Source organism: Frankia sp. CpI1-P, from assembly GCF_001421075.1.
Classification (GTDB): Bacteria; Actinomycetota; Actinomycetes; order Frankiales; family Frankiaceae; genus Frankia; species Frankia torreyi.
Map to the genome: position 1 here is coordinate 147043 of NZ_LJJX01000005.1, position 21752 is coordinate 168794.

At 72.8% G+C, this 21752-nt stretch carries 11 protein-coding genes and 15 pseudogenes; 10 read left to right on the forward strand and 16 right to left on the reverse strand.

All coding sequences use genetic code 11. From position 1 onward, the window contains the following. Positions 1-57 precede the first annotated feature (57 nt). The 6 genes and pseudogenes from crtI to FF86_RS05315 form a co-directional block, all read left to right on the forward strand. On the forward strand, positions 58-1584 hold the full coding sequence (gene crtI / locus FF86_RS05300; RefSeq protein WP_044883579.1) for a phytoene desaturase family protein: 1527 nt from the start codon (positions 58-60) through the stop codon (positions 1582-1584). Positions 1585-1750: 166 nt separating this feature from the next. Further along, positions 1751-2022: pseudogene (locus FF86_RS40855) on the forward strand (AAA family ATPase); the annotation flags it as partial. Between the two features lies 1 nt (position 2023). Next, positions 2024-2799: pseudogene (locus FF86_RS05305) on the forward strand (AAA family ATPase); the annotation flags it as partial. A 203-nt stretch (positions 2800-3002) separates the two neighbouring features. Further along, positions 3003-3143: pseudogene (locus tag FF86_RS65295) on the forward strand (DUF58 domain-containing protein); the annotation flags it as partial. A gap of 560 nt (positions 3144-3703) precedes the next feature. Next, positions 3704-3907 (forward strand): annotated as a pseudogene (locus FF86_RS65300) (hypothetical protein); the annotation flags it as partial. Between the two features lies 1 nt (position 3908). Continuing rightward, positions 3909-4762: pseudogene (locus FF86_RS05315) on the forward strand (VWA domain-containing protein); the annotation flags it as partial. A gap of 206 nt (positions 4763-4968) precedes the next feature. On the opposite strand, the pseudogene FF86_RS65305 reads toward FF86_RS05315, so the two are convergent. Continuing rightward, positions 4969-5938 (reverse strand): annotated as a pseudogene (locus FF86_RS65305) (DUF222 domain-containing protein); the annotation flags it as partial. 361 nt (positions 5939-6299) lie between these two features. Between FF86_RS65305 and FF86_RS05320 the strand changes: the two are divergent. After that, positions 6300-7304, forward strand: a complete 1005-nt coding sequence (locus FF86_RS05320) for a phytoene/squalene synthase family protein (RefSeq protein WP_044883674.1) — start codon at positions 6300-6302, stop codon at positions 7302-7304. Here FF86_RS05320 and serS read toward each other — a convergent pair. Next, positions 7277-8399, reverse strand: a 1123-nt coding sequence (gene serS / locus FF86_RS05325; protein WP_242418218.1) for a serine--tRNA ligase, incomplete at its 5' end; no start/stop codon positions are given. The two genes, FF86_RS05320 and serS, sit on opposite strands and share 28 nt — an antisense overlap. A gap of 1 nt (position 8400) precedes the next feature. Continuing rightward, positions 8401-8539: pseudogene (locus FF86_RS40865) on the reverse strand (serine--tRNA ligase); the annotation flags it as partial. A 417-nt stretch (positions 8540-8956) separates the two neighbouring features. Here FF86_RS40865 and FF86_RS05330 point away from each other — a divergent pair. Beyond that, a pseudogene (locus FF86_RS05330) lies at positions 8957-9647 on the forward strand (peptidylprolyl isomerase). A 28-nt stretch (positions 9648-9675) separates the two neighbouring features. On the opposite strand, the gene FF86_RS05335 reads toward FF86_RS05330, so the two are convergent. After that, positions 9676-11472 carry a DEAD/DEAH box helicase gene (locus FF86_RS05335; RefSeq protein WP_044883573.1) on the reverse strand — a complete coding sequence of 599 codons (1797 nt, stop codon included), beginning with the start codon at positions 11470-11472 and terminating at the stop codon, positions 9676-9678. 168 nt (positions 11473-11640) lie between these two features. On the opposite strand from FF86_RS05335, the gene FF86_RS40870 reads away from it, so the two are divergent. Both FF86_RS40870 and FF86_RS40875 read left to right on the forward strand, forming a co-directional pair. Beyond that, the coding region (locus tag FF86_RS40870; protein ID WP_242418219.1) for a helix-turn-helix transcriptional regulator at positions 11641-12907 on the forward strand (1267 nt) is incomplete at its 3' end. A gap of 1 nt (position 12908) precedes the next feature. After that, a pseudogene (locus FF86_RS40875) lies at positions 12909-13149 on the forward strand (XRE family transcriptional regulator); the annotation flags it as partial. 82 nt (positions 13150-13231) lie between these two features. On the opposite strand, the gene cutA reads toward FF86_RS40875, so the two are convergent. From cutA to secD, 12 genes and pseudogenes are all read right to left on the reverse strand, one after another. Next, positions 13232-13481 (reverse strand): divalent-cation tolerance protein CutA (cutA, locus tag FF86_RS05345; RefSeq protein ID WP_242418220.1); only part of this gene is annotated, 250 nt, incomplete at its 5' end. A gap of 1 nt (position 13482) precedes the next feature. Beyond that, positions 13483-13561: pseudogene (locus FF86_RS61890) on the reverse strand (divalent-cation tolerance protein CutA); the annotation flags it as partial. A 362-nt stretch (positions 13562-13923) separates the two neighbouring features. After that, a partial coding sequence (locus FF86_RS40880; RefSeq protein ID WP_242418244.1) for a hypothetical protein occupies positions 13924-14083 on the reverse strand: 160 nt, incomplete at its 5' end. Position 14084: 1 nt separating this feature from the next. After that, positions 14085-15127 (reverse strand): annotated as a pseudogene (locus tag FF86_RS40885) (TGS domain-containing protein); the annotation flags it as partial. 1 nt (position 15128) lies between these two features. Then, positions 15129-15679: pseudogene (locus FF86_RS40890) on the reverse strand (HD domain-containing protein); the annotation flags it as partial. Position 15680: 1 nt separating this feature from the next. Further along, a pseudogene (locus FF86_RS40895) lies at positions 15681-16200 on the reverse strand (HD domain-containing protein); the annotation flags it as partial. A gap of 19 nt (positions 16201-16219) precedes the next feature. After that, a complete protein-coding gene (locus FF86_RS05355; protein ID WP_044883570.1) occupies positions 16220-18814 on the reverse strand; it encodes a bifunctional (p)ppGpp synthetase/guanosine-3',5'-bis(diphosphate) 3'-pyrophosphohydrolase in 2595 nt (864 codons plus the stop codon). 82 nt (positions 18815-18896) lie between these two features. Then, a partial coding sequence (locus FF86_RS05360) for an adenine phosphoribosyltransferase (RefSeq protein ID WP_242418221.1) occupies positions 18897-19339 on the reverse strand: 443 nt, incomplete at its 5' end. A 1-nt stretch (position 19340) separates the two neighbouring features. Further along, positions 19341-19447, reverse strand: a pseudogene (locus FF86_RS40900) (adenine phosphoribosyltransferase); the annotation flags it as partial. A gap of 112 nt (positions 19448-19559) precedes the next feature. Further along, positions 19560-20324 (reverse strand): protein translocase subunit SecF (gene secF, locus FF86_RS40905; protein ID WP_242418222.1); only part of this gene is annotated, 765 nt, incomplete at its 5' end. A 1-nt stretch (position 20325) separates the two neighbouring features. Further along, positions 20326-20822: pseudogene (locus tag FF86_RS40910) on the reverse strand (protein translocase subunit SecF); the annotation flags it as partial. Positions 20823-20825: 3 nt separating this feature from the next. Continuing rightward, the coding region (gene secD, locus FF86_RS40915) for a protein translocase subunit SecD (RefSeq protein WP_242418223.1) at positions 20826-21752 on the reverse strand (927 nt) is incomplete at its 5' end.

Below are 21752 nucleotides of genomic sequence, written 5' to 3' on the forward strand. Positions count from 1 at the left end.
ACGACCGGGCCAGTCGTGTACGACCGGGGAGAGCTGGAGAGAGGGGGCGGGCGCCGGATGCGCACGGTGGAGGGCCCGACGGATCACGTCGTCATCGTCGGTGCGGGATTTGCGGGGCTGTCGGCCGCGCTGCGCCTGGTGGGGGCCGGGCGGCGAGTGACGGTGCTGGAGCGCGAGGCGGTGCCGGGCGGCCGGGCGGGGCTGCTCACCCTCGGCGGCTACCGGTTCGACACCGGCCCGACCGTGCTGACCATGCCCGAGCTGATCGCCGACGCGTTGGACTGCGTCGGGGAGGATCTCGACCGCTGGCTGACGCTGACCCGGCTTGACCCGATGTACCGGGGGTTCTTCGCCGACGGCTCGTCGCTGGACGTGCGCGCCGACCCGGCCGACACCGCGGCGGAGATCCGGGCGCTGTGCGGCCCGGCGGAGGCCGCCGGCTTCGAGCGGTTCGTCACCCTGGTCACGGCGATGTACCGCGCGCAGGTACGGCATTTCATCGACGCCCAGGTGGACTCGCCGCTGTCGCTGCTGCGCCCGCAGCTCGCCCGGCTCGCGGCGCTGGGCGGCTTCCGCCGGCTCGACACGGTCGTCGGCCGCCACCTGCGCGACCCGCGGACCCGGCGAATGTTCTCCTTCCAGGCGATGTACGCCGGGCTCGCCCCGCACGACGCGCTCGCCCTCTATGCCGTCATCTCGTACATGGACTCCGTCGCCGGGGTGTACCACCCGACGGGCGGCATGCACGCCGTCGCCGAGGCGATGACCGCCGCGGCGGTCAAGCACGGAGTGACCGTGCGCTACGAGACGACGGTGAGTCGGGTGGAGGTGCGCGGCGGTCGGGCGGTGGCGGTGCACACCACCGCCGGCGAGCGCATCGGCGCGGACGTGGTGGTCCTCAACCCGGACCTGCCGATCGCCTACGCCGAGCTGCTGCCGCCGGCGGCGGCGCCGGCCCGGCTGCGCCGGCTGCGCTACTCGCCGTCGTGCTTCCTGCTGCTGGCCGGCGCGCGGGTGGAGTATCCGCACGCGGCGCACCACACCATCCATTTCGGCCAGGCCTGGCGGCGGACGTTCACGGAGATCATCGACCGCGGCGAGCTGATGAGCGACCCGTCGTTTCTCGTCACCACCCCGTCACGCAGCGAACCGGCGATGGCGCCGGCCGGCGGGCACGCCTACTACGTGCTGTTCCCGACGCCGAACCTCACCGCGCCGCTGGACTGGTCGGTGCTGCGCTCGCGCTACCGCGACGAGGTCGTCGCCACCTGCGAGCGGCGTGGCTACGCCGGATTCGGCGCCGCCATCGAGGTGGAGCAGGTGACCACCCCGGCCGATTGGCGGGCCCGCGGGATGGCGGCGGGCGCGCCGTTCGCCGCCGCCCACACCTTCCGCCAGACCGGCCCGTTCCGCCCGGCGAACATGGCGCCCGGGCTGGCGAACGTGGTGTTCGCCGGCAGCGGCACCCGGCCCGGCGTCGGCGTGCCGATGGTGCTCATCTCGGGACGACTGGCGGCGGAGCGGATCCTCGGCGCCGATCGCGGTTACCGCTCGCGTGCGCTGCGCGCCGCAGCCCCGGCCTGAACCGAAAGTTCCTGAACAGGGGCTTAGAAGACGCTTGCAACCGAGCCGTGCCGAGTCCGTTGGCGCCCGATTCCGCGCCGGGGCTGGGAGAATACCGGCATGGACGATGGGCAGAGCCCGGCCGGCCTCGCCGCCCCGGACACCACCTCGGACGCGGCGCTGCTCNAGCGCGCCCTGTTCGAGATCAAAAAAGTGATCGTCGGGCAGGACCGCATGGTCGAGCGCATGCTCGTCGCGCTGCTCGCCCGCGGGCACTGCCTGCTCGAGGGCGTGCCCGGGGTGGCCAAGACGCTGGCGGTGCAGACCCTGGCCACCGTGGTCGGCGGCTCGTTCGTCCGGATCCAGTTCACCAACGACCTCGTGCCCTCGGACATCGTGGGCGCCCGCATCTACCGGGCCAGCCAGGAGGCGTTCGACGTCGAGCTCGGGCCGGTCTTCNCCAACTTCGTACTGGCCGACGAGATCAACCGCGCGCCCGCGAAGGTGCAGTCGGCGCTGCTGGAGGTCATGTCGGAGAAGCAGGTCTCGCTCGGCGGAGCCACCCACCGGCTACCCCGGCCGTTCCTGGTGCTCGCCACCCAGAACCCGATCGAGTCCGAGGGCGTCTACCCGCTGCCCGAGGCCCAGCGCGACCGGTTCCTTATGAAGGTCAACGTGCCCTACCCCAGCCCCACCGAGGAGCTGGAGATCGTCCGGCGGATGGGCGTGTCGCCGCCGGTCCCCGAGCGCGTCCTGGGCCCGAAGGTGCTGGAGCGGCTGCAGGCGCGGGCCGACAACGTGTTCGTCCACCACGCCATCACCGAGTTCGCGGTGCGGCTGGTGCTCGCCACCCGGGCGCCGGCCGAGGCGGGGCTGCCGGAACTGGCCGGCCACCTCGCCTACGGCGCCTCGCCGCGGGCCTCCCTCGGCCTGGTCGCCGCCGCCAGGGCGCTCGGCCTGCTACGCGGGCGCGACTACGTGGTGCCGGACGACGTGGTCGCCGTCGCCATGGACGTGCTGCCGCACCGGCTGGTGCTGTCCTACGAGGCGCTGGCCGAGGGGCTGACCGCGGACGCGATCGCCGCCCGCATCCTGGAGACCATCCAGCAGCCGCAGGTGGCGCCACGCCAGCAGGCCCCCTACCCCACCGGGCCCGTCGGGCCGAACACCGGCGGCTGGGGAACCAACCCGCGCTCGGGCTTCCCCGAATACCTCGACCGGGGCCCGATCTCATGACGCCGGACGCGGGCCGCCCCAGCCCGGTCGCCGCCACGCCGGCCGGCGACCCGGCGGTGGAGCGGACGCTGCGCCGCCTGGAACTCACCGTGCTGCGCCGCCTCGACGGGATGCTGCTCGGCGACCATCTGGGCCTGCTACCCGGCCAGGGCAGCGAGAAGGCGGAGAGCCGCGAGTACTCCATCGGCGACGACGTGCGCCGCATGGACTGGGCCGTCACCGCCCGCACCACCGTCCCCCACGTCCACGACCTCATCGCCGACCGGGAGCTGGAGACCTGGGCCCTCGTCGACCTCAGCGCCAGCAGCGAGTTCGGCACCGGCGCGTGGGAGAAGCGGGACCTCGCGGTCGCCGCCACCGCCGCGGTCGGTTTCCTCACCGCTCGCACCGGCAACCGGATGGGTGCGGTGGCGCTCACCCAGGCCGGCACGCGGCTCATCCCGGCCCGGCCGGGTCGCGACGGCCTGCGGGCGCTGCTGCGCACCCTGCTCACGCTGCCCCGCGCCGCACACGACCGGCCGCGCCGCCGGCCCGACCCGGCGGCTGCCACCGACCTCGCCGCCGCCGTGCAGGGCCTGCTGCGCCCGCCGCGCCGGCGCGGCCTCGCCGTCGTCATCTCCGACTTCCAGTCCACGGACCTCGGCTGGGAACGCCCGCTGCGCGTGGTCGCCGCCCGCCACCAGGTGCTCGCGATCGAGATCGTCGACCCGCTGGAGCTGGCCCTGCCCGCCGTCGGCCTGCTGCCCGTCGTCGACGCCGAGACCGGGGCGATGCTGGAGGTGCCCACCTCGTCGCGGAAGTTCCGGGAACGGTACGCCGCGGCCGCCGCGGCGCACCGCCGGGAGGTGTCGCTCGCCCTACGCCGCGTCGGCGCCGACCACCTCGTCCTGCGCACCGACTCGGACTGGCTCGTCGACATCGTCCGCTTCGCCTCCGCGAACCGGCGCGGCCGCGGCGCCGGGCGGCGCGCGCCGGTCGGCCGACCCGCCCGGGCGGGTACCCGGTGAGCTTCCTCGCCGGCCACTGGCTGTGGCTGTACCTGCTCGTCGCCGCGCTGCTCGTCGCCTACATCGTCGTCTCCGCGCGGCGGCGCGTGTACGCGGCCCGCNTGTCGTCCACCTCGGTGCTGGCATCGGTGCTGCCGCGGCGCCCGCAGTGGTGGCGCCGCCACGTCCCGGCCGCGCTGCTGCTGCTCACCCTCGCCGGCCTGGTGTTCTCGCTGGCCCGGCCGGCCCGCGCCGAGCGGGTTCCGCGGGAACGCGCGACGATCATCCTCGCCATCGACGTGTCGAACTCGATGGCCGCCACCGACATCGCCCCGAACCGGTTGGAGGCGGCCAAGCAGGGCGCCGAGGCGTTCGTCGACCAGCTCCCGCCGCGCATCAACCTGGGCCTGGTCTCCTTCGCCGGCAGCGCGACGGTGCTCGTGCCCGCCTCCACCGACCGCGAGTCGGTCCGCGCCGGCATCCGCGGCCTGCAGCTCGGCCCGGCGACGGCCATCGGTGAGGGGATCTTCGCCTCGCTGCAGGCCATCAACACCGCCGGCAAGCGATTCTCCGACGCCGGGCAGAGCCCGCCACCCGCAGCCATCGTCCTGCTCTCCGACGGCGAGACCACTCGCGGCCGGCCGAACACGCAGGCCACCGATGCCGCCCGGCAGGCGCACATCCCCGTCGACACCATCGCCTACGGCACCAGCGACGGCACGCTCGATGTCGGCGGTCAGGAGGTGCCCGTCCCGGTCAACGAGCAGGCCCTCAACGAGATCGCCGACCAGACCGAGGGCTCCTACCACCGGGCCGCCACCGGCGACGAGCTGCGCTCGGTCTACAAGGGCCTGGGCAGCTCCATCGGCTACCGCACCGAGTACCGCGAGATCACCACCTGGTTCCTGGGCCTCTCCCTCGCGCTGGGCTTCCTCGCCGCGGCGAGCTCGCTCGCCTTCGCCTCCCGTCTGCCATAACCATCCCCACCGGCCGGATTGCGGCGGGGTCGATGTGGCGGGTGGCGTGGGCGAGGGTCCCTGCCGGCTCGGGTCCGGGCAGGACCGGTGGTGCTGCGACAAGGACGCGGCCGTCGACAGTCCGCGCGGTGACGGTCCCGTCCGCGTCCCGGCCCAGGCTGATGTCGTCGTCGTGCACCGCCCGGTGATGGGTGGAACAGAGCAGNAGCAGCCGGTCGATGTCGGTACCACCCCCGCGGCCCCACCAGGTGAGGTGGTGCAGGTGCAACCAGCGGGTGTGACCGCACCCCGGGTACTGGCAGCGCCCCTGGTCACGCAGGTAGACCGCCACGCCCCGACCCCCACCCGCGCCACCCCGACCGGCTCCTCAGTCCCACCCGCGGTACCTTCCTGCGGGTCCGCCGTGTTGCTGCTGGTGGGAGTGGGTTGAGTGGTGAGGTGCACGGTCAGGGTGTGACCAGGGTGCATCAGCCCCGGGGCGGGCCGGTCGAGGAACCCGTCGGCCAGCGCGACCAGCGCGTCGGCGTCACGCCGCCGATCCCGTGCGATCACGACCTTCTCCCCGTCCGCGGGCACCCCACCCTCGTCGCCCGTGCCGGTGCCTGCTGGGAGACTGTCGCCGGCCAGGGAGGTGGTGTCCTCGAGACTGGCCCGGGCGGCGTCCAACGCGGCAATCAGCCGGGCGCCCTCGTCCGGGGACAGGACCGCACGCAGACACAGCATGCCGTCGCCGTCGAACGTCCAGGCCACTCGCCGTGCGGCCCGCCGGACCTTCGGATCACCATTGGCCTGCCGGTAGGAACGGACGAGCCGCTCCACCTGACCGGCCGAGCAGCGTCGGGCACGGGCCAGCCACAGCTCCTCAGTGGCGGGCTCGGCGACCCGGGTCACCGCCCGCACCTTCGCATACGACACCGTGCCCGCCGCGAACGCCGCCCGAAGGACCGGAAGACCCTCCAACGCCCGCGCCGTCGCCACCTGCTCCCGCGCCGTGCGCAGGCCGATACCGCACCGCCAGGCCAGCCAGTGCGCACACGACCCCATCCCGACCCCCGACCAGCCACCCCGACGGTCGAACGCCGCCACCGCCAACAGCCAGCCACAGCTCGCCGCGGCGATCCGCCCCGCCCACCGGCAGATCGCCTCCTCCACCTCCCCCAACGATGCGACCTCCACATCCACCCCGATCAGCGCGCACGCATCAGACGAGGCAGAGGGGACAGGCGGAGGGGGAGGGAATGCAGACGCTGTACTCATCAGGATCACCGGGCCAGAGGTGTCATCGATCAACGGACACGACGATCGTCCCACCCACCACCGACAAAAACCCAACACAAGATCATCCGCGGTGAGGGGCGACGCGGCCACGGCGGTGCAGCCGGAACCCCACCCGAACCCAGAATATGATCATGGTGTTCCGCGGAACAGCCCACGCGCCACCGCCCGGAGCAGAACCCCGCCCCGACCCGGCACGCGCAATCATGATGTTCGGAGATCCAGGACCAGGGGCCCAGGGCCCACCGTCAGTACCGTTAGGCTGAGCGCCGTGGGGGAGCTCGACGCGGCCGGAATCACCGATCCCCGATTGCGCGCGTCGTATGCGCGGGCCCGCGCCCTCAACGCCGCCCACGGGCGCACGTACTACCTGGCGACCCTGCTGCTGCCGCCATGGAAACGGGCGCACGTGCACGCCCTGTACGGCTTCGCCCGCCACGCCGACGACATCGTCGACGACCTCGACTCGGCGCTGACCGGCGACGAGCGGGCCATCCAACTGCAGGCCTGGAGTGCCCGGTTCCTCGCCGCGCTGCGCGACGGCGTGCCCGCCCACGCCGTCGACGCCCAGATCGCCGGTGGGACGGGTGCGGGTGGGGCTGCCGGTGAGGTGTCGGTGCTGCCGGCGGTCGTCGACACGATCCATCGCTTCGCCCTCGACCCCGGCCACTTCGCCGCGTTCCTGTCCTCGATGGCGATGGACCTGACCGTCACCGGGTACGCGACGTGGGAGGACCTGCTGGTCTACATGCACGGCTCGGCCGCGGTCATCGGCCTGCAGATGGTGCCGCTACTCGAACCGGTCGACGACAGCGCGCTGCCCTACGCACGCGACCTCGGCCTCGCCTTCCAGCACGCCAACTTCATCCGTGACGTCGGGGAGGACCTGCGCCGCGGGCGGGTGTACCTGCCGCAGACGTCGCTGGCGCTGTTCGGCGTCACCCGGGAGCACCTGGCCGCCGGGGTCGTCGACGGGCCGGTTCGCCGGCTCCTGGCGTTCGAGATCAGCCGGGCCCGGGAGCTGTTCCGCGCGGCCCAGCCCGGCATCCGGCTGCTGCACCCCACCTCGCGGGACTGCATGCGCACCGCGTTCGTGCTCTACCGGGAGATCCTCGACGAGGTGGAGCGAGCCGACTACCGGGTGCTGGAACGCCGGGTGGCCGTCGGGCTGCCGCGACGCCTCGCGGTGGCCGGGCCGGCCCTGGTCCGGGCCGCGCGGGCGCGCCGCCGCGGCGGCGCTCAGATCAGCTCGCGGCCGCCCAGGTAGGGCCGCAGCACCTCGGGGATGCGCACCGCGCCGTCCGCGGTCTGGAAGTTCTCCAGCAGCGCCGCCAGCAGCCGGGGGGTGGCCACCGCGGTGTTGTTCAGCGTGTGGGCGAAGCGGATCGTGCCGTCGGTGTCGCGGTAGCGCAGGTTCGCCCGGCGAGCCTGCCAGTCGTGCAGCGTGGAGCAGCTGTGCGTCTCCCGGAAACGGCCCAGCGACGGAAACCACGTGTTGATGTCGTTCATCCGGAACTTGCCGACGCCCATGTCCCCGGTGGCGCACTCGACGACCTCGTAGCACAGCCCGAGGTCGGACAGGATGCGCTCGGCGGTGGCGAGCAGCTCGGCGTGCCAGCGCGCCGACTCGGCCTCGTCGGCGGCGCAGAGCACGAACTGCTCGACCTTCTCGAACTGGTGCACCCGCAGCAGGCCGCGGACGTCCCGGCTGGCGCTGCCGATCTCCCGGCGGAAGCACGGCGAGATCCCGGCGTAGCGGATCGGCAGCCGGGCGGCGTCGAGGATCTCCCCCGCATGCAGGCCCACGAGGGCCACCTCGGCCGTTCCGGCCAGGTACAGGTCGTCCTCGGGGATCGCGTAGATCTCCTCCCGGGCCTTCGGCAGCATCCCCGTGCCGATCAGCGGCTCCTCGCGGACGAGCGCGGGGACCGCCACCGGGGTGAACTCCCGGCCGCGCAGCAGGTCCAGCGCGTACGAGTGCACCGCCCGTTCCAGCATCACCATGTCGCCGACGAGGGCGTAGGCCCGCTCGCCGGCGACCTTGCGGGCGCGGGCGAACTCGGCCCAGCCGCGCTTCTCGGCGAGCTCGGTGTGGTCGAGCGGGGTGAAGTCGAACTCCGGGGGCGTGCCGACGGTGCGCAGCACCACGTTGGCCGCCTCGTCCGGCCCCACCGGCGCCCCCGACCAGGGGATGTTCGGCGTCAGCAGCATCAGCTCGGCCAATCGCGCGCCCGTGCGGGCAAGCTGCTCGCGCAGGTCCCGCAGCTGGCGGTCGAACGCCTCGTGCTCGACCCGCAGCTCGGCCCGGCGTGCCTCGTCGGCCTTGGCGAACTGCTTGGCGAAGCTCTTGCGCCGGGCCTGCNCCCCGTCCACCTCGAACTGCAGCTTGCGATTGTCCTGGTCGAGTTGGAGCAGTTCGTCGACGTCCAGGTCAATACCCTTGACCGCGACCGCGTCCCTCACGGCCTGCGGATTCTCGCGGATAAAACGCTTATCGAGCATGAATCGCGTCAGCCCCTGATCGGTACCGCACCTCACCTTGCGGCAACGCTACCAGCCACCGCCGACGCTTCCGGCGCACAGCGGGCGCACAGGCGGCTTCGGCATGCTCGCCACAGGTGCGCTGCCCCAGGTGCGCTGCCCAGCCGAGCACCGCCGAACGGTTACGGTGCACAGACCACATGTGTCCGCCGCCGCGGGACGGACGGGACGCATCAGCGAAGAACCTGCCAGGTTCGGGATGTGAGGAGGCCGGCGACGGTGGCCAGTTCCAAGGAGCGACGGCAGCGCGAGCTCGCCGAGGCCCGAGCGGCCCGGCAGACGCAGCGGCGGCGGGTCGCCCACCGCCGCCGCCAGCAGCGGCTCGCGATCGTGGCCGGCTTCGTGACGATCGTGGTCGCCGCGTCGGCGATCGCCGCGATCCTGCTCACCGGTAAGGACGACAAGTCCGACGTCACCGCCGCCAACGCGGCCAGCACCGCGGCCCCCAGCGCCGCCGCGGCGGCCACCAGCAAGGTCGGCACCTGCACGTACACCGCCAACGGGGAGACCCCCCGCCCGCGGCGCCACCCTGCCGAAACCGGCCGCCACCGTCGACACCTCCCCGGCCACCATGACCATCACCACCGACGCCGGGACGCTGACGGCGAGCCTGGACGCGCAGAAGGCGCCGTGCACCGTCCACGCCCTGCGCACCCTCGCCGATGCCAAGTACTACGACAACACGCTCTGCCATCGGCAGACCGGCGGTGCTGAGGCGGGCATCTCCGTGCTGCAGTGCGGCGACCCGACAGGCACCGGCAGCGGCAGCCCCGGCTACGGATACGCCAACGAGAACACCGAGGGCGTCACCTACGACCGCGGCGTGCTCGCGATGGCGCACAGCTCCGCGCCGAACAGCAACGGCAGCCAGTTCTTCATCAACTACGCCGACCCGACGCAGCAGGGGGCGGCGGCGCTGGCCGGCGGCTACACCGTCTTCGGAAAGATCACCACGGGGCTGGACGTCCTCGACAAGCTCACCAAGCCCGGCGTGCAGGGCGGCGGTTCCGACGGCGCCCCGGCCAGCAAGGCGAAGATCCTGTCGATCGCCATCTCGCAGGGCGGCTGACGCAGCGGCTGGGCCGGCCGGGCAGCCGTCAGCCGGCCCAGCGGCGGATCGTGTCGATCCGGGCCTGCAACTGCGCGGCGCTGGCCTGCCCGCTCGGCGGGCCGCCACAGGCCCGACGCAGCTCGGCGTGGATCATCCCGTGCGGCTTGCCGGTGCGGTGGAAGTGCGCCCCGACCAGCCGGTTGAGCTCCTTGCGCAGCTCGGCGATGACCTCGTGGACCGGGCGGGTCGTCGACTGCGCGCCGTCGCGGGCCGCGGGCACCTCGGGCTGCTCGCCCGCCCGGGCAGCGGCGCCGCGCCGCGCGGCCGCCTGCGCGGCGGCCTGTTGCGCGGCCTCCCGCTGGCGCAGCAGGGTCGCGACCTGGTCCGGCTCCAGCAGACCCGGCAGGCCGAGGAAGTCCTCCTCCGCCGCCGAGCCGGGCGCCGCGGGGGTGCCGAACTCGCCGCCATCGAAGATCACCCGATCGAGATGGGCCGAGGAGCCCAGCGCCGTGAACAGCGTGTCCGGCTGGTCGGGGGTGTCCTTGCGCCGGTTGGCGTCGCGCAGCGCCTCGTCGTCGAAGGCGTCCGGGTCGCGCGGCTGCTTCTCCAGCGCGTGGTCGCGCTGGACCTCCATCTCCCCGGCGAGGGCGAGCAGGGTGGGCACACTCGGCAGGAACACCGAGGCGGTCTCGCCCCGACCCCGCCCCCGGACGAACCGGCCGACGGCCTGGGCGAAGAACAGCGGCGTCGAGGCCGAGGTCGCGTAGACCCCGACGGCGAGGCGGGGCACGTCGACGCCCTCGCTCACCATCCGCACGGCCACCATCCACCGGTCCGCGGACTGGCGGAAGTTCGCGATCTTCGCCGACGCGGTCGGGTCGTCGGACAGGATGAGCACCGGCGACGTGCCGGTGATCCGGGCAAGCAGCCCCGCGTACGCCCTCGCGGCGGCGTGGTCGGTGGCGATGACCAGCCCGGCCGCGTCAGGCATGCCGCCGGCGCGCACCTGGGACAGCCTGGTGTCCGCCGAGGCGAGCACGGCCGGCATCCAGTCTCCGCCCGGGTCCAGGGCGGTGCGCCAGGCGGCGGCGGTCTGCTCGCCGGTCAGCGGTTCGCCGAGCCGGGCCGACAGCTCGGCGCCGGCGCTGGTCCGCCAGGACATCTCGCCGGAGTAGGCGAGGAAGAGCACCGGTCGCACGACGCCGTCACGCAGGGCCTCGGCGTAGCCGTAGGAGGAGTCGGCGATGCTGCGCAGCACGCCGTCGGGTCCCGGCAGGTAGGTGACAAAAGGGATCGGGTTGACGTCGGAGCGGAACGGCGTCCCGGTCAGGGCGAGGCGCCGCGCCGCGGGGGTGAACGCCTCCCGGGTCGCCTCGCCCCAGGACAGCGCGTCGCCCGCGTGGTGGATCTCGTCGAGGATGACCAGCGTGCGCCGGGCGGCGGTCCGCGCCCGGTGCAGCGCCGGGTGGGCCGCGACCTGGGCGTAGGTCACCGCGACGCCGGTGTAGTCGGACGACGTCGCGCCGGCGGAGTTGCGGAAGTCCGGGTCGAGGTCCACCCCGACCTCGGCGGCGGCGGCCGCCCACTGCCGCTTGAGATGCTCGGTGGGCGCGACGACCGTGATCCGGCTGATCTCGCCGGTGCCCAGCAGGTCATTGGCGACCTGCAGAGCGAAGGTGGTCTTGCCGGCGCCCGGCGTCGCCACCGCGAGGAAGTCCCGGCCCCCGGACGACGAGCGGGACCGGTAGACGTCGAGGGCCGCCCGCTGCCACGCGCGCAGCGGACGGGTCGGGGCACCGGATCCGGGCGGTCGAGGACGTCGGTCGAGGGGTCCGGCTCTCACGCCCTCACTCTAGAAGGCGGCGCCCGTTAGCGGAACGCAGGCCACCCGCGCGCCGGGAAGACCACATTTTTGCCCTAGCTGGTCTCCAAGGGACCACAGTGACTATGACCGTCTTATCTCACAGAGGGTTAAGCTCCAGGAGTCAACCGATTGACTTCGGAGGCCCCGATGCAGCTCACGACCGGTCCCTCGGCAGCTTCCCGGGCACCTGCAGCCTCCGGACCATCACCTGACGTGTCGAAGCCCAACCGCGCCCCCGCGACCCGCACCCCGAACGCCCGGCTACGGCTGAGCCGGGAGGAGCGGGGCTGGTCCCAGGAACGCCTCGCCACCGAGATCCGGCGCTTCTCCGTCATCCACGAGGGCCGCGAGGCCGGGGTGACCGGAAACATGATCTGTAAGTGGGAGAAGGGCGACAAGAAACCGAGCCTGCGTTATCAGCGGCTGTTGCGAGCTCTATTCGGTCGGTCCTCGGTGGAACTGGGTTTCGTCGACGACGAGACGCTTCCCTCCGCTGCCGGAGCAATGCGAAGCGGAATGGGTCGGGGTATCACCCCGGCCGCGCCCGGCGGTCCGCAGCAGGTCGGCCACGAGGTGGTCCCCGGTGGCACGTTGGTCCTGCAGGCGGACGCCGACGTGATCGACCCGAATGGTATTTCCGTGGAACGGCGCGACTTTCTGCGGCTCTTCGCCGCGGCGGGCGGTGTCGCGGTGGTGCCGATCGCCGCGGCCTCGGACACCCCGCCCTGGGAGCGGCTGTCGGCGGCGCTGCGGCGCCGGGCGAGCGTCACCCCGGAGCTCGCCGAGGAGCTGGGGCAGCGCACCGCGGGCCTGTACGGCCTGGAGGAGCGCGTTCCCGCCCGGGTCCTCATGCAACGGGTCACCGATCACCTGGGACGGCTCACCCAGCTGCTGGAGTCGACGGGCCGCACGCCGGTGCGCCGCGACCTCACCTCCACCGCCGGCGAGACCGCGGCGCTGGCGGGCTGGCTGGCCTTCGACATGAACGACCTGCCCGCCGCGGTGGCGTACTACCGGGTGGCCATCGAGGCCGCCCGCGAGGCCGACGACAACGCGCTGTGGGCGTGCGTGCTCGGCTACGAGAGCTATCAGACCGCCAGCCAGGGCCGCCACGACCAGGCGTGCGTGCTGCTCGGCGAGGCCCAGCGACGGGCGGCGACGGGCAGCACCGTCATGACCCGGGCGTGGCTGGCCGCCCGGGAGGCCGAGGAGCAGGCTGCGCGGGGCGAGGGCCGGGCGGCGCTGGCCGCACTCGACCGCGCGCAGGAGGCCTTCGAGCGGGGCGAAAGCGACGGCGACCGGGTCTGGACCCAGTTCTTCGACCGGGGTCGGCTGGACGGGCTCAAGGTCACCACCTACACCCGGCTGCGCCGCCCGGCGGCAGCCTACGCGGCGGCCACCGAGGCCCTGCGGGNCACGGCGCCGGGTGCCACGAAGAAGCGGTCGCTGCTGATGAGCGACATCGCCGAGGTCCACATCCAGCGTCGGGAGATCGAGGCGGCCTGCCACTTCGCCGCCGAGGCGCTGTCGATCGTGGCCCAGACGGACTTCTCCCTGGGCCTGGCCCGCGTCCGGCGGACCCGCGAGCACCTACGGCCCTGGCAGCACACCCAGGCCGTACGGGACCTCGACGACCAGCTACGGGCGCTGGCCTGAGCGGGGACTCCTCCGACGACGCCGCCGGCATGACGTCCGGTCGCCGCCCCGGCCCCGCCAGAGTCGGGGCGGCGACCGGACGTCAGCTCCGCACAGCGGGCGCGGTCTCCGCACTGATCCACTGCAGATAGTCGGCGTGGCCCGCCACTATCGGCGTGGCAATGATCTCGGGATTCTCGTACGGGTGCAGGACGACCAGCCGCTCGCGTAGCTCGTCGAATCGCTCGGTGGTGGTTTTCCCTAGACAGAGCCATTCCTCGGCCTGCTCGATCTCGCCCTTCCAGCGGTAGATGCTGCTCATCGGGCCGATCACCTGGAAACAAGCGACCAGGNGAGCCTCCACGAGCGCACGGCCGATACGCTCGGCGCCTTCCCGGGAGTCGATACTCACGATGACCTGAAGGTGACCCACGCGCACTCCCATCTGGAAACGAGGGATACGCGAGATACTCTACATCGATCAGTGGCGGTCGCCGTTGAATTTACGGCGCCCGGAAGGGTGGCGGCTATTCCCTCGGCGACAATCCACCCTTATCGGCCCGGATGGGGCAGTTTTAGGCACCTTCCGTTTACCAGCGGTGGATGCGGAGGGCACTTTCCGGGGTGGAATCGCCACGCTGTGCGGCGGCGCCGATGGCGGTTCTTGCCGACCGGCCCCTTTCGGCGGTCGGACCGGCGGGTCGTGCCCGTACGGGGTTGCCCGACCCGGCGGCGGCGTGGGTCAGGTGCCAGCGCGAATCAGGTGGCGACTGCGGGTCAGGTGGCGACTGCGGGTCAGGTGGCGGCGCGGGCGGCCGGGTCGGCGGTCGGCGACGCCTGGGTCTGGCATACGCGGTAGCAGTCGTACACGCCCCCCACCCGGCGGACCGCCGAGAGCACGCTGTCGAGCTGCTCGGGCCCGGTGACCTCGATGGTGAAGCGGGCGTGGGCGACGNGGTCCTCGGAGGTGGTCGTCGACGCGGCCCGGACCGACACCGACGTCTCGGACAGGATCTCGGTGATGTCGGCCAACAGCCCGTAACGGTCGAACGCCTCGACCGCGATCTCGGCGGGGAAAATCTTGACATCGGGCGCGGACCAGGCCACCACCATGACCCGTTCCCGGTCGGCGCGCGCCTCGGTGGCGTTGCCGCACTCGCGGCGGTGGAGCGAGACCGCGCTGCCATGGGTCGTGAAGCCGACGACGGCGTCACCGGGCAGCGGCAGGCAACATCGGGCCAGCCGGACGGGCATGCTCGCGCCCGACCCGTCGTCGGCCACGGCGGCGAGGCTGGGTACGCCGCGCCGGGCCAGGTGCCGCGCCGGTGCCGCGGAGGTCCCACTCGGACCGCCCGCGATGTCCCCGGCCGAGCCGCCGTGGGCGCCGGCGCCCGTCCCGGCCGGCCGCCCCGGCTGCTCCGGTCCCTCGGACAGGCCCGGGCCGGCAGCGGCGTCACGACGCTGCCGGGCGAGCCGGCGGCGGATGCGCACGCGGGCCCGCGACGTCTTCACAAACCGCAGCCAGTCCTCCGACGGACCGGCGCCGGGCAGGTTGGAGGTCAGGATCTCGACGACGTCGCCGTTGCGCAGCCGGGTGTGCAACGGGACAAGCCGGCCGTTGACCCGGGCGCCGATCGCCCGGTGACCGATGTCGGTGTGCACGGCGTAGGCGACGTCGACGGGCGACGACCGGGGTGGCAGGGCGATCATCCGCCCCTTGGGGGTGAAGGCCAGCACCTCGTCGGAGTCCAGATCGGAGGACAGCGACTCCAGGAACTCGTCGGAGTCGATCGTGTCCTCCTGCCAGTCCAGCAGGCTGTGCAGCCAGGACAGGCCCTCCAGCCGGGCGCCGTCGGCGCCCGGGCCGACCGGGCGCGCGACGATGCCGGTCTCCGCCAGCCGGTGCATCGCCAGGGTCCGGATCTGGATGTCGATGCTGCGCCCGGAATCGTCGACGACGGTGGTGTGCAGCGACTGGTACATGTTGAACTTCGGCGTCNCCACGAAGTCCCGCAGCCGGCCCGGCACCGGGCGCCACAGCGCGTGGATCACCCCGAGGGCGGCGTAGCAGTCGGTCACCTCGTCGACGAGGACGAGGACTCGGACGATGTCGGTGTAGTCCTGCGGGGCGCGGGCCCGCTCCTGCCCCCGCTTGTAGATCGAGAACAGGTGGCTGGCGCGGACGGAGACCTCGCTGTCGATGCGGGCGCCCGCCAGGCCCGCCCGCAGCCGCGCGACCAGGCCCGCCAGCGAACCCGACGCCTGCTCCGCGGCGGTGAACTCGTCCACGATCCGGGCGGTGCGCGCGTGCTCGGCCGGATGGAGCACGGCGAACGCCCGGTCCTCCAGCTCACGCTTGATCACGCTGACGCCCAGCCGGTGGGCCAGCGGCGCCAGGATCTCCAGCGTGACCCGGGAGATCTTCACTCGTTTGGGCGGGGACATGAAGTCGAGCGTGCGCATGTTGTGCAGCCGGTCGGCGATCTTGATAACGAGCACCCGGTAGTCCCGGGCGAGCGCCACGATCAGCTTGCGCAGCGTCTCGGCCTCGNCCGCCTCACCGAAGCGCATCTTGTCCAGCTTGGTGACCCCGTCGACGAGGTTGGCGACCTCGCCGCCGAACTCCTCGGCGACCGAGTCGAGGGTGTAGCCGGTGTCCTCGACGGTGTCGTGAAGCAGGGCCGCGATCAGCGTGGTCGTGTCCACGCCGAGTTCGGCGAGCGCCTCGGTGACGGCGAGCGGGTGGCTGATGTACGGGTCGCCGCTGCGGCGCATCTGGCCGGCGTGCAACCGCTCGGCGACCCCGTAGGCGTGCACGAGCGCGCCGATGTCGGCCCGCGGGTGGTAGTCGCGGTGGGCCTCCACGATGTCCCGCAGCTCGGGGGGCACCTGCGACATGCGCGGCGTGGCCATCCGGCGGGCCAGGTGCGCCAGGCGCACGCTCGCCTGCCGCGCCGCCGACAGGGCCCGGGAGGCGTCGTCGGAGGAGTCGCCCCGCGCGTCGGCCCGGGACAGCGCCGGGGTCAGTCCGCCGCCCGCCGGCAGACCCGCACCTACGGTCTCAGCATCCACGGCGCCCCCCTTTGTCCCGCTAGACCTGTACGCCTGAGGTGACGCGAAAACAGTCGTAGACCCCGTCGATGGACCGCACGGCACTCAGGATGTGCCCGAGATGCTTGGCATCCCCCATCTCGAAGGTGAAGCGGCTGACCGCGACGGAGTCCCTGGTGGTGGCCACCGACGCGGACAGGATGTTCACGTGCCGGTCGGAGAGCACCCGGGTGACGTCCGAGAGCAGCTTGGTCCGATCCTGTGCCTCGACCTGGATCACGACGAGGAACACCGAACCCGACGACGGCGCCCACTCGACCTCGACGAGCCGGTCGTGCGGCCCGCCGCGCAGCCCGGTGAGGTTGGAGCAGTCGGTCCGGTGGACGGACACGCCCTTGCCCCGGGTGACGAAGCCGGCGATGTCGTCGCCGGGCATCGGGGTGCAGCAGCGCGCGAGCTTCGTCCACACGTCCGGCGCCCCGGTGACCAGCACACCCGGCTCCCCGGTGGAGCGGCGCAGCGTGCGGATCGGCAGCTCGGTCTCGCCGGCGTCCTCCTCGGCGCCCTCGGGGCCACCGAGCGCCACGAGCAGCTTCGAGACGACCGCCGGGGCGCTGACGTGGTTCTCCCCCACCGCCGCGTACAGCGCGGCGACGTCGGCGTAGCGCAGGTCCTTGGCCAGGTTGAGCAGCGCGTCGCCGCTCATCAGCCGGGACAGCGGCAGCCCATGGCGACGCATGGCCCGGCCGATCGCGTCGCGGCCGGCGACGATCGCGTCCTCGCGGCGCTCGCGGGCGTGCCACTGGCGGATCTTCGCCCGGGCCCGCGACGAGCGGACGAACATCAGCCAGTCCTCGCTGGGGCCCGCCGAGTGCGCCCGCGAGGTGAAGACCTCGACGGTGTCGCCGTTGTCGAGCTCGGTGTCCAACGCCGCGAGCCGGCCGTTGATCCGGGCGCCGACGCAGTGATGACCGACGTCGGTGTGCACCGCGTAGGCGAAGTCTACCGACGTCGACCCCGCGGGCAGCGGGATGACGTCGCCCTTCGGGGTGAACACGAAGACCTCGTCGGTCTCCGCGGCGAAGCGCAGGCTGTCGAGGAACTCCCCCGGGTCGGCGGTCTCGCGCTGCCAGTCCAGGACCTGGCGCAGCCAGCTCATGAGGTCCGGCTCGGGACTGCCGCGGCGCCGCGCGGACCGGCCGCCGCCGTCGACCACCCCCGCTGACGGGCGGGCCGCGACGCCGTCCTCCTTGTACTTCCAGTGCGCGGCGATGCCGTACTCGGCTCGGTTGTGCATCGCGTGCGTGCGGATCTGCAGCTCGACCGGCTTGCCCTCGGGACCGATGACCGTCGTGTGCAACGACTGGTACATGTTGAACTTGGGCATCGCGATGTAGTCCTTGAACCGGCCGGGGATCGGCTTCCAGTTCGCGTGGACGGTGCCCAGGGTGGCGTAGCAGTCGCGGACCGAGTCGACGAGGACGCGGATGCCGACCAGGTCGTAGATGTCGTCGAACGACCGGCCGCGCACGACCATCTTCTGGTAGATCGAGTAGTAGTGCTTGGGTCGGCCGGAGACGACCGCGCGGATCCGGGCGTCGCGCAGGCCGGCCTGCACCTGGCCGATCACCTCCGCGAGGTAGACGTCGCGGCTGGGCGCCCGGTCGGCGACGAGGCGGACGATCTCGTCGTAGCGCTTCGGGTACAGCGCGGCGAACGCGAGGTCCTCCAGCTCCCACTTCAGCGAGTTCATCCCGAGCCGATGGGCGAGCGGGGCGTAGACCTCCAGCGTCTCGCGTGCCTTGCGCTCCTGCTTGTGCTCGGGCAGGAAACGCAGGGTGCGCATGTTGTGCAGCCGGTCGGCGAGCTTGACGACCAGCGCCCGCGGGTCGCGGGCCATCGCGACGACCATCCGGCGGATCGTCTCCGCCTGCGCCGCCTGCGCCGCCTCGCCGACCTTGACCCGGTTGAGCTTGCTGACGGCGTCGACGATGAGGGCGATCTGGTCGCCGAAGGTCTCCCGGATCGCCTCGGCGGACAGGGAGGTCTCCTCCAACGTGTCGTGCAGCAGGGCCGCGGACAGCGTCGGGGTGTCCATCCCGAGATCGGCGAGGATGCTCGCCACGGCGATCGGGTGGGTGATGTAAGGGTGGCCGGAGAAGCGCACCTGGCCGGCGTGCGCGGCGTCGGCGACCTCGAAGGCCTGCTGGACCTGGTCGATGTCGGCCCGCGGGTGGTTCGCGAGCAGGCCGCGCAGCACCGGATCGAGGGCCGAGGAGGGGGTGGCCCGGTGCGTCGAGAGGCGCGACAGGCGCCCGCGCACCCGGCGCGGCAGGGGTGGCGACTCGTGGCCGAGCCGGGGAACGACCGGCGAGCCGTCATCCGCCGGCGCGGCCGCCGGCGGCGGCCCGGTCTGCCCGGCCGGTACCCGGGCCGGGGCCTCGGCGGCTCCCCGCGTCTCCCGGCTCGCGGGCTGCGGGCCGGCCGGCTCGCGGACGGCCTGGTCACGGGGGGTGGATCCGCGGTCCGGGCCAGACGGGGCAGGACGCGCACCATCGCCCGCCGACCGTGGCTCCCTCGAGGGAGCCACGGCGGGCGACGACGCTCCGGTGGTCACCGGCGCTGCCTCTGGCACGGGCCGCTCCTGCGTGAGGACTAGACACCGAGCCTAACGCCGCGCCGCGCGGAAGCCTTCCGCAGCCCCGGCCGAGGGGAGGTCAAATCGTCAGAAGTGGGACGACATCCAACGGAGCGACCCGTTCCCGCCCGGGCAGGAACGACAGCTCCATGAGGACCGTGAGGCCCACCACCTCGGCCCCCACGCCGGCCAGCAGCCCGTGCGCGGCAGCCGCCGTGCCGCCGGTCGCCAGCACGTCGTCGACCAGCAGCACCCGCTCGTCCGGGCGCACCGCGTCGGCGTGGATCTCGATGGTGGCGGTGCCGTACTCCAGGTCGTAGGTCGCGCTGCGGACCGGGCCCGGCAGCTTGCCCTGCTTGCGAATGGGCACCAGGCCGGCGCCGAGCCGGTCGGCGACCGGCGCGGCCAGCAGGAAGCCACGGGCCTCGATCCCCGCGATCGTGGTCGCGCCGCGCTGGCGGGCGATGTCCACCAGGGCCCCGATCACCACGCCGAACGCGGCGGGCGTGGCGAGCAGCGGGGNGATGTCCTTGAACACCACCCCGGGCTGCGGCCAGTCCTGGATGTCCCGGATGTGGCCACGCAACACGTCGGCGGCCGCGTCGCTCGTGGCGGGCCGTCCGAGTGCCGNCTCGTCGATGCTCGTCATCGTCCTGCTCATCCCACTTTCAGGGCTAGTCCGCCAGATCCGTCTCCGGGCGCCGCAGGGCACAGGTACACAGGTGTGCGCCTGACGCCCGGCTCACCGACGCTTCTTACCGCTCGGCCGCCCCCGCCGGCCGGGTTTGCGGCCTCCGGCGCGTCGCGCGGCACCCGCCGTGGGGGGTCGCCGACCGGGCCCGCCGAGGCCCGCCCCGGCGGGAACCGGTTCGCGGGCACCGGGCCCGCCCGGCCGACCGACCGGGTCGTCCGGGTCGTCCGGCCGTGCAGCCGCGCCCGCGGCGAGGGCCGCCACCTCCCCCGATGCCGTCTCCCCCGGCGCCGACGAGCCGACCGGCGCCCCCGGGCCGGCCGAGGCCGACGCGGCGGCGCGCGCGCGCTTGCCCCGTTCCCGGGCGACCCGGGCGTCGAGGGCCTGCACCGCCGACTCACCCCGCTTGAGGTCGACCAGCAGGGGCGTGGCGAAGAACAACGACGAATAGGTGCCGGAGGCGATCCCGACGAACTGGGCGAGCGCGAGGTCCTTCAGCGTGCCCGCGCCCAGCAGCCCGGCGCCGACGAACAGCAGCGACGCCACCGGGATGAGGGCGATGAGCGACGTGTTGAGCGAACGGACCAGCGTCTCGTTCAGCGCGTCGTTCGTCGCCTCGGCATAGGTGCGGCGGTGGGAGGTCGCCATCCCCGCGGTGTTCTCCCGCACCCGGTCGAACACCACCACCGTGTCATAGAGCGAGAAGCCGAGGATGGTCAGCACGGCGATCACCGTCGACGGCGTCACCTCGAACCCGACGAGGGAGTAGACGCCCATGGTGACGACGAGGTCGTGGATGAGCGCGGCCATCGCGGCNACCGCCATCTTCCACTCGAAGCGCACCGACAGGTAGATCATCACGAGCACCAGGAAGACGACCAGGCCCTGGACGGCCTTCTTGGTGATCGTCGAGCCCCACGAGGAGCCGACCGTCGACACGGCGATGTCGCGGTCCGGGTTGGCCACCGAGAAACGCTTGGCCAGCGCGTCCGTCAGCTTGTCGGTCTGGGCGTCGGACAGGGTGGGGGTCTGCACCCGGAACTGCTTGGAGGTCTCGAGCTGCTGGACCACGCCGTCCGCCGGGTCGATGCCGACGCTGGAGAGGGTCTCCTCGACCTGTTGGACGGTGCCGCCATGGCTGGGGAGCTGGAAGACCGCGCCACCGGAGAACTCGATGCCCAGGGTGAAGCCACGGAAGATCATGCTCACCGCGCAGATCGCGATGATGACGCCGGAGATCGCGTACCAGACCCGGCGGCGGCCGACGAAGTCGACGTGGAAGTCGCTGCGGTAGATCCGCCCGAGCAGTGCCATCTGTCAGCTCTCCCGCTTCTGCCCGGCCGGCGCCGGCCGCTTGGCCAGCCGCGGCCTGCTGGGGGCCGCGGCCGGTGGCCCGGCCGCGGCCCGGCCACCGATCGTCTTCGGACTCAGACCGGAGAACCGGCTGACGGAGAACAGTCTGCGCCGCACCAGCAGGGCCACCATCGGGCGGGTGAAGATGAACATGATCAGCACGTCGCTCAACGTCGACAACCCGAGGGTGAACGCGAACCCGCGCACCGAGCCGATCGAGAGGATGTAAAGCACGGCGGCGGCGAGGAACGAGACCGTGTCCGCCGAGAGCATCGTGCGCCGCGCGGCCGGCCAGGCCCGGTCGGCGGAGGCACGCACCGTCCGACCGGCCTGCACCTCGTCCTTGATCCGTTCGAAGTAGACGACGAACGAGTCCGCGGTGACGCCGATCGACACGATCAGACCGGCGATGCCGGCGAGGGTCAGCGTGAAGCCGATCGCGGCGCCCAGCAGCACCACTGAGGCATAGATGATCGCCCCGCTGACCGCCAGCGAAGCGACCACCACGATGCCCAACGCCCGGTAGTACAGGAACGAGTAGGCGACGACCAGCACCAGCCCGATGGCCCCGGCGAGCAGCCCGCCGTGCAGCGAGTCGCGGCCCAGGGTCGGCGAGATCGACTCGGCCTGGGAACGCTCGAACGCCAGCGGCAGTGCGCCGTAACGCAGAACGTTGGCGAGGTCCTCCGCCTCGGACTGGCCGAAGGACCCGGAGATCTGCGCGGTCCCGGCGATGCGCTCGTTGGTCTGCGGCGCCGACTGCACCACGCCGTCGAGCACGATCGCGACCTGCTTGCCGATCGTGTTCTCGGTGAGCTTGGTGAACTTGTTCTGGCCGGAGCCGGTGAAGTCGACGTTGACCACCCACTGGCCGGTGGTGACGCCGGTGGT

What these genes read in the sequence shown, in the direction of transcription:
- crtI (WP_044883579.1), top strand. Translation starts at nt 58, where the DNA reads ATGCGCACGGTGGAGGGCCCGACGGATCACGTCGTCATCGTCGGTGCG.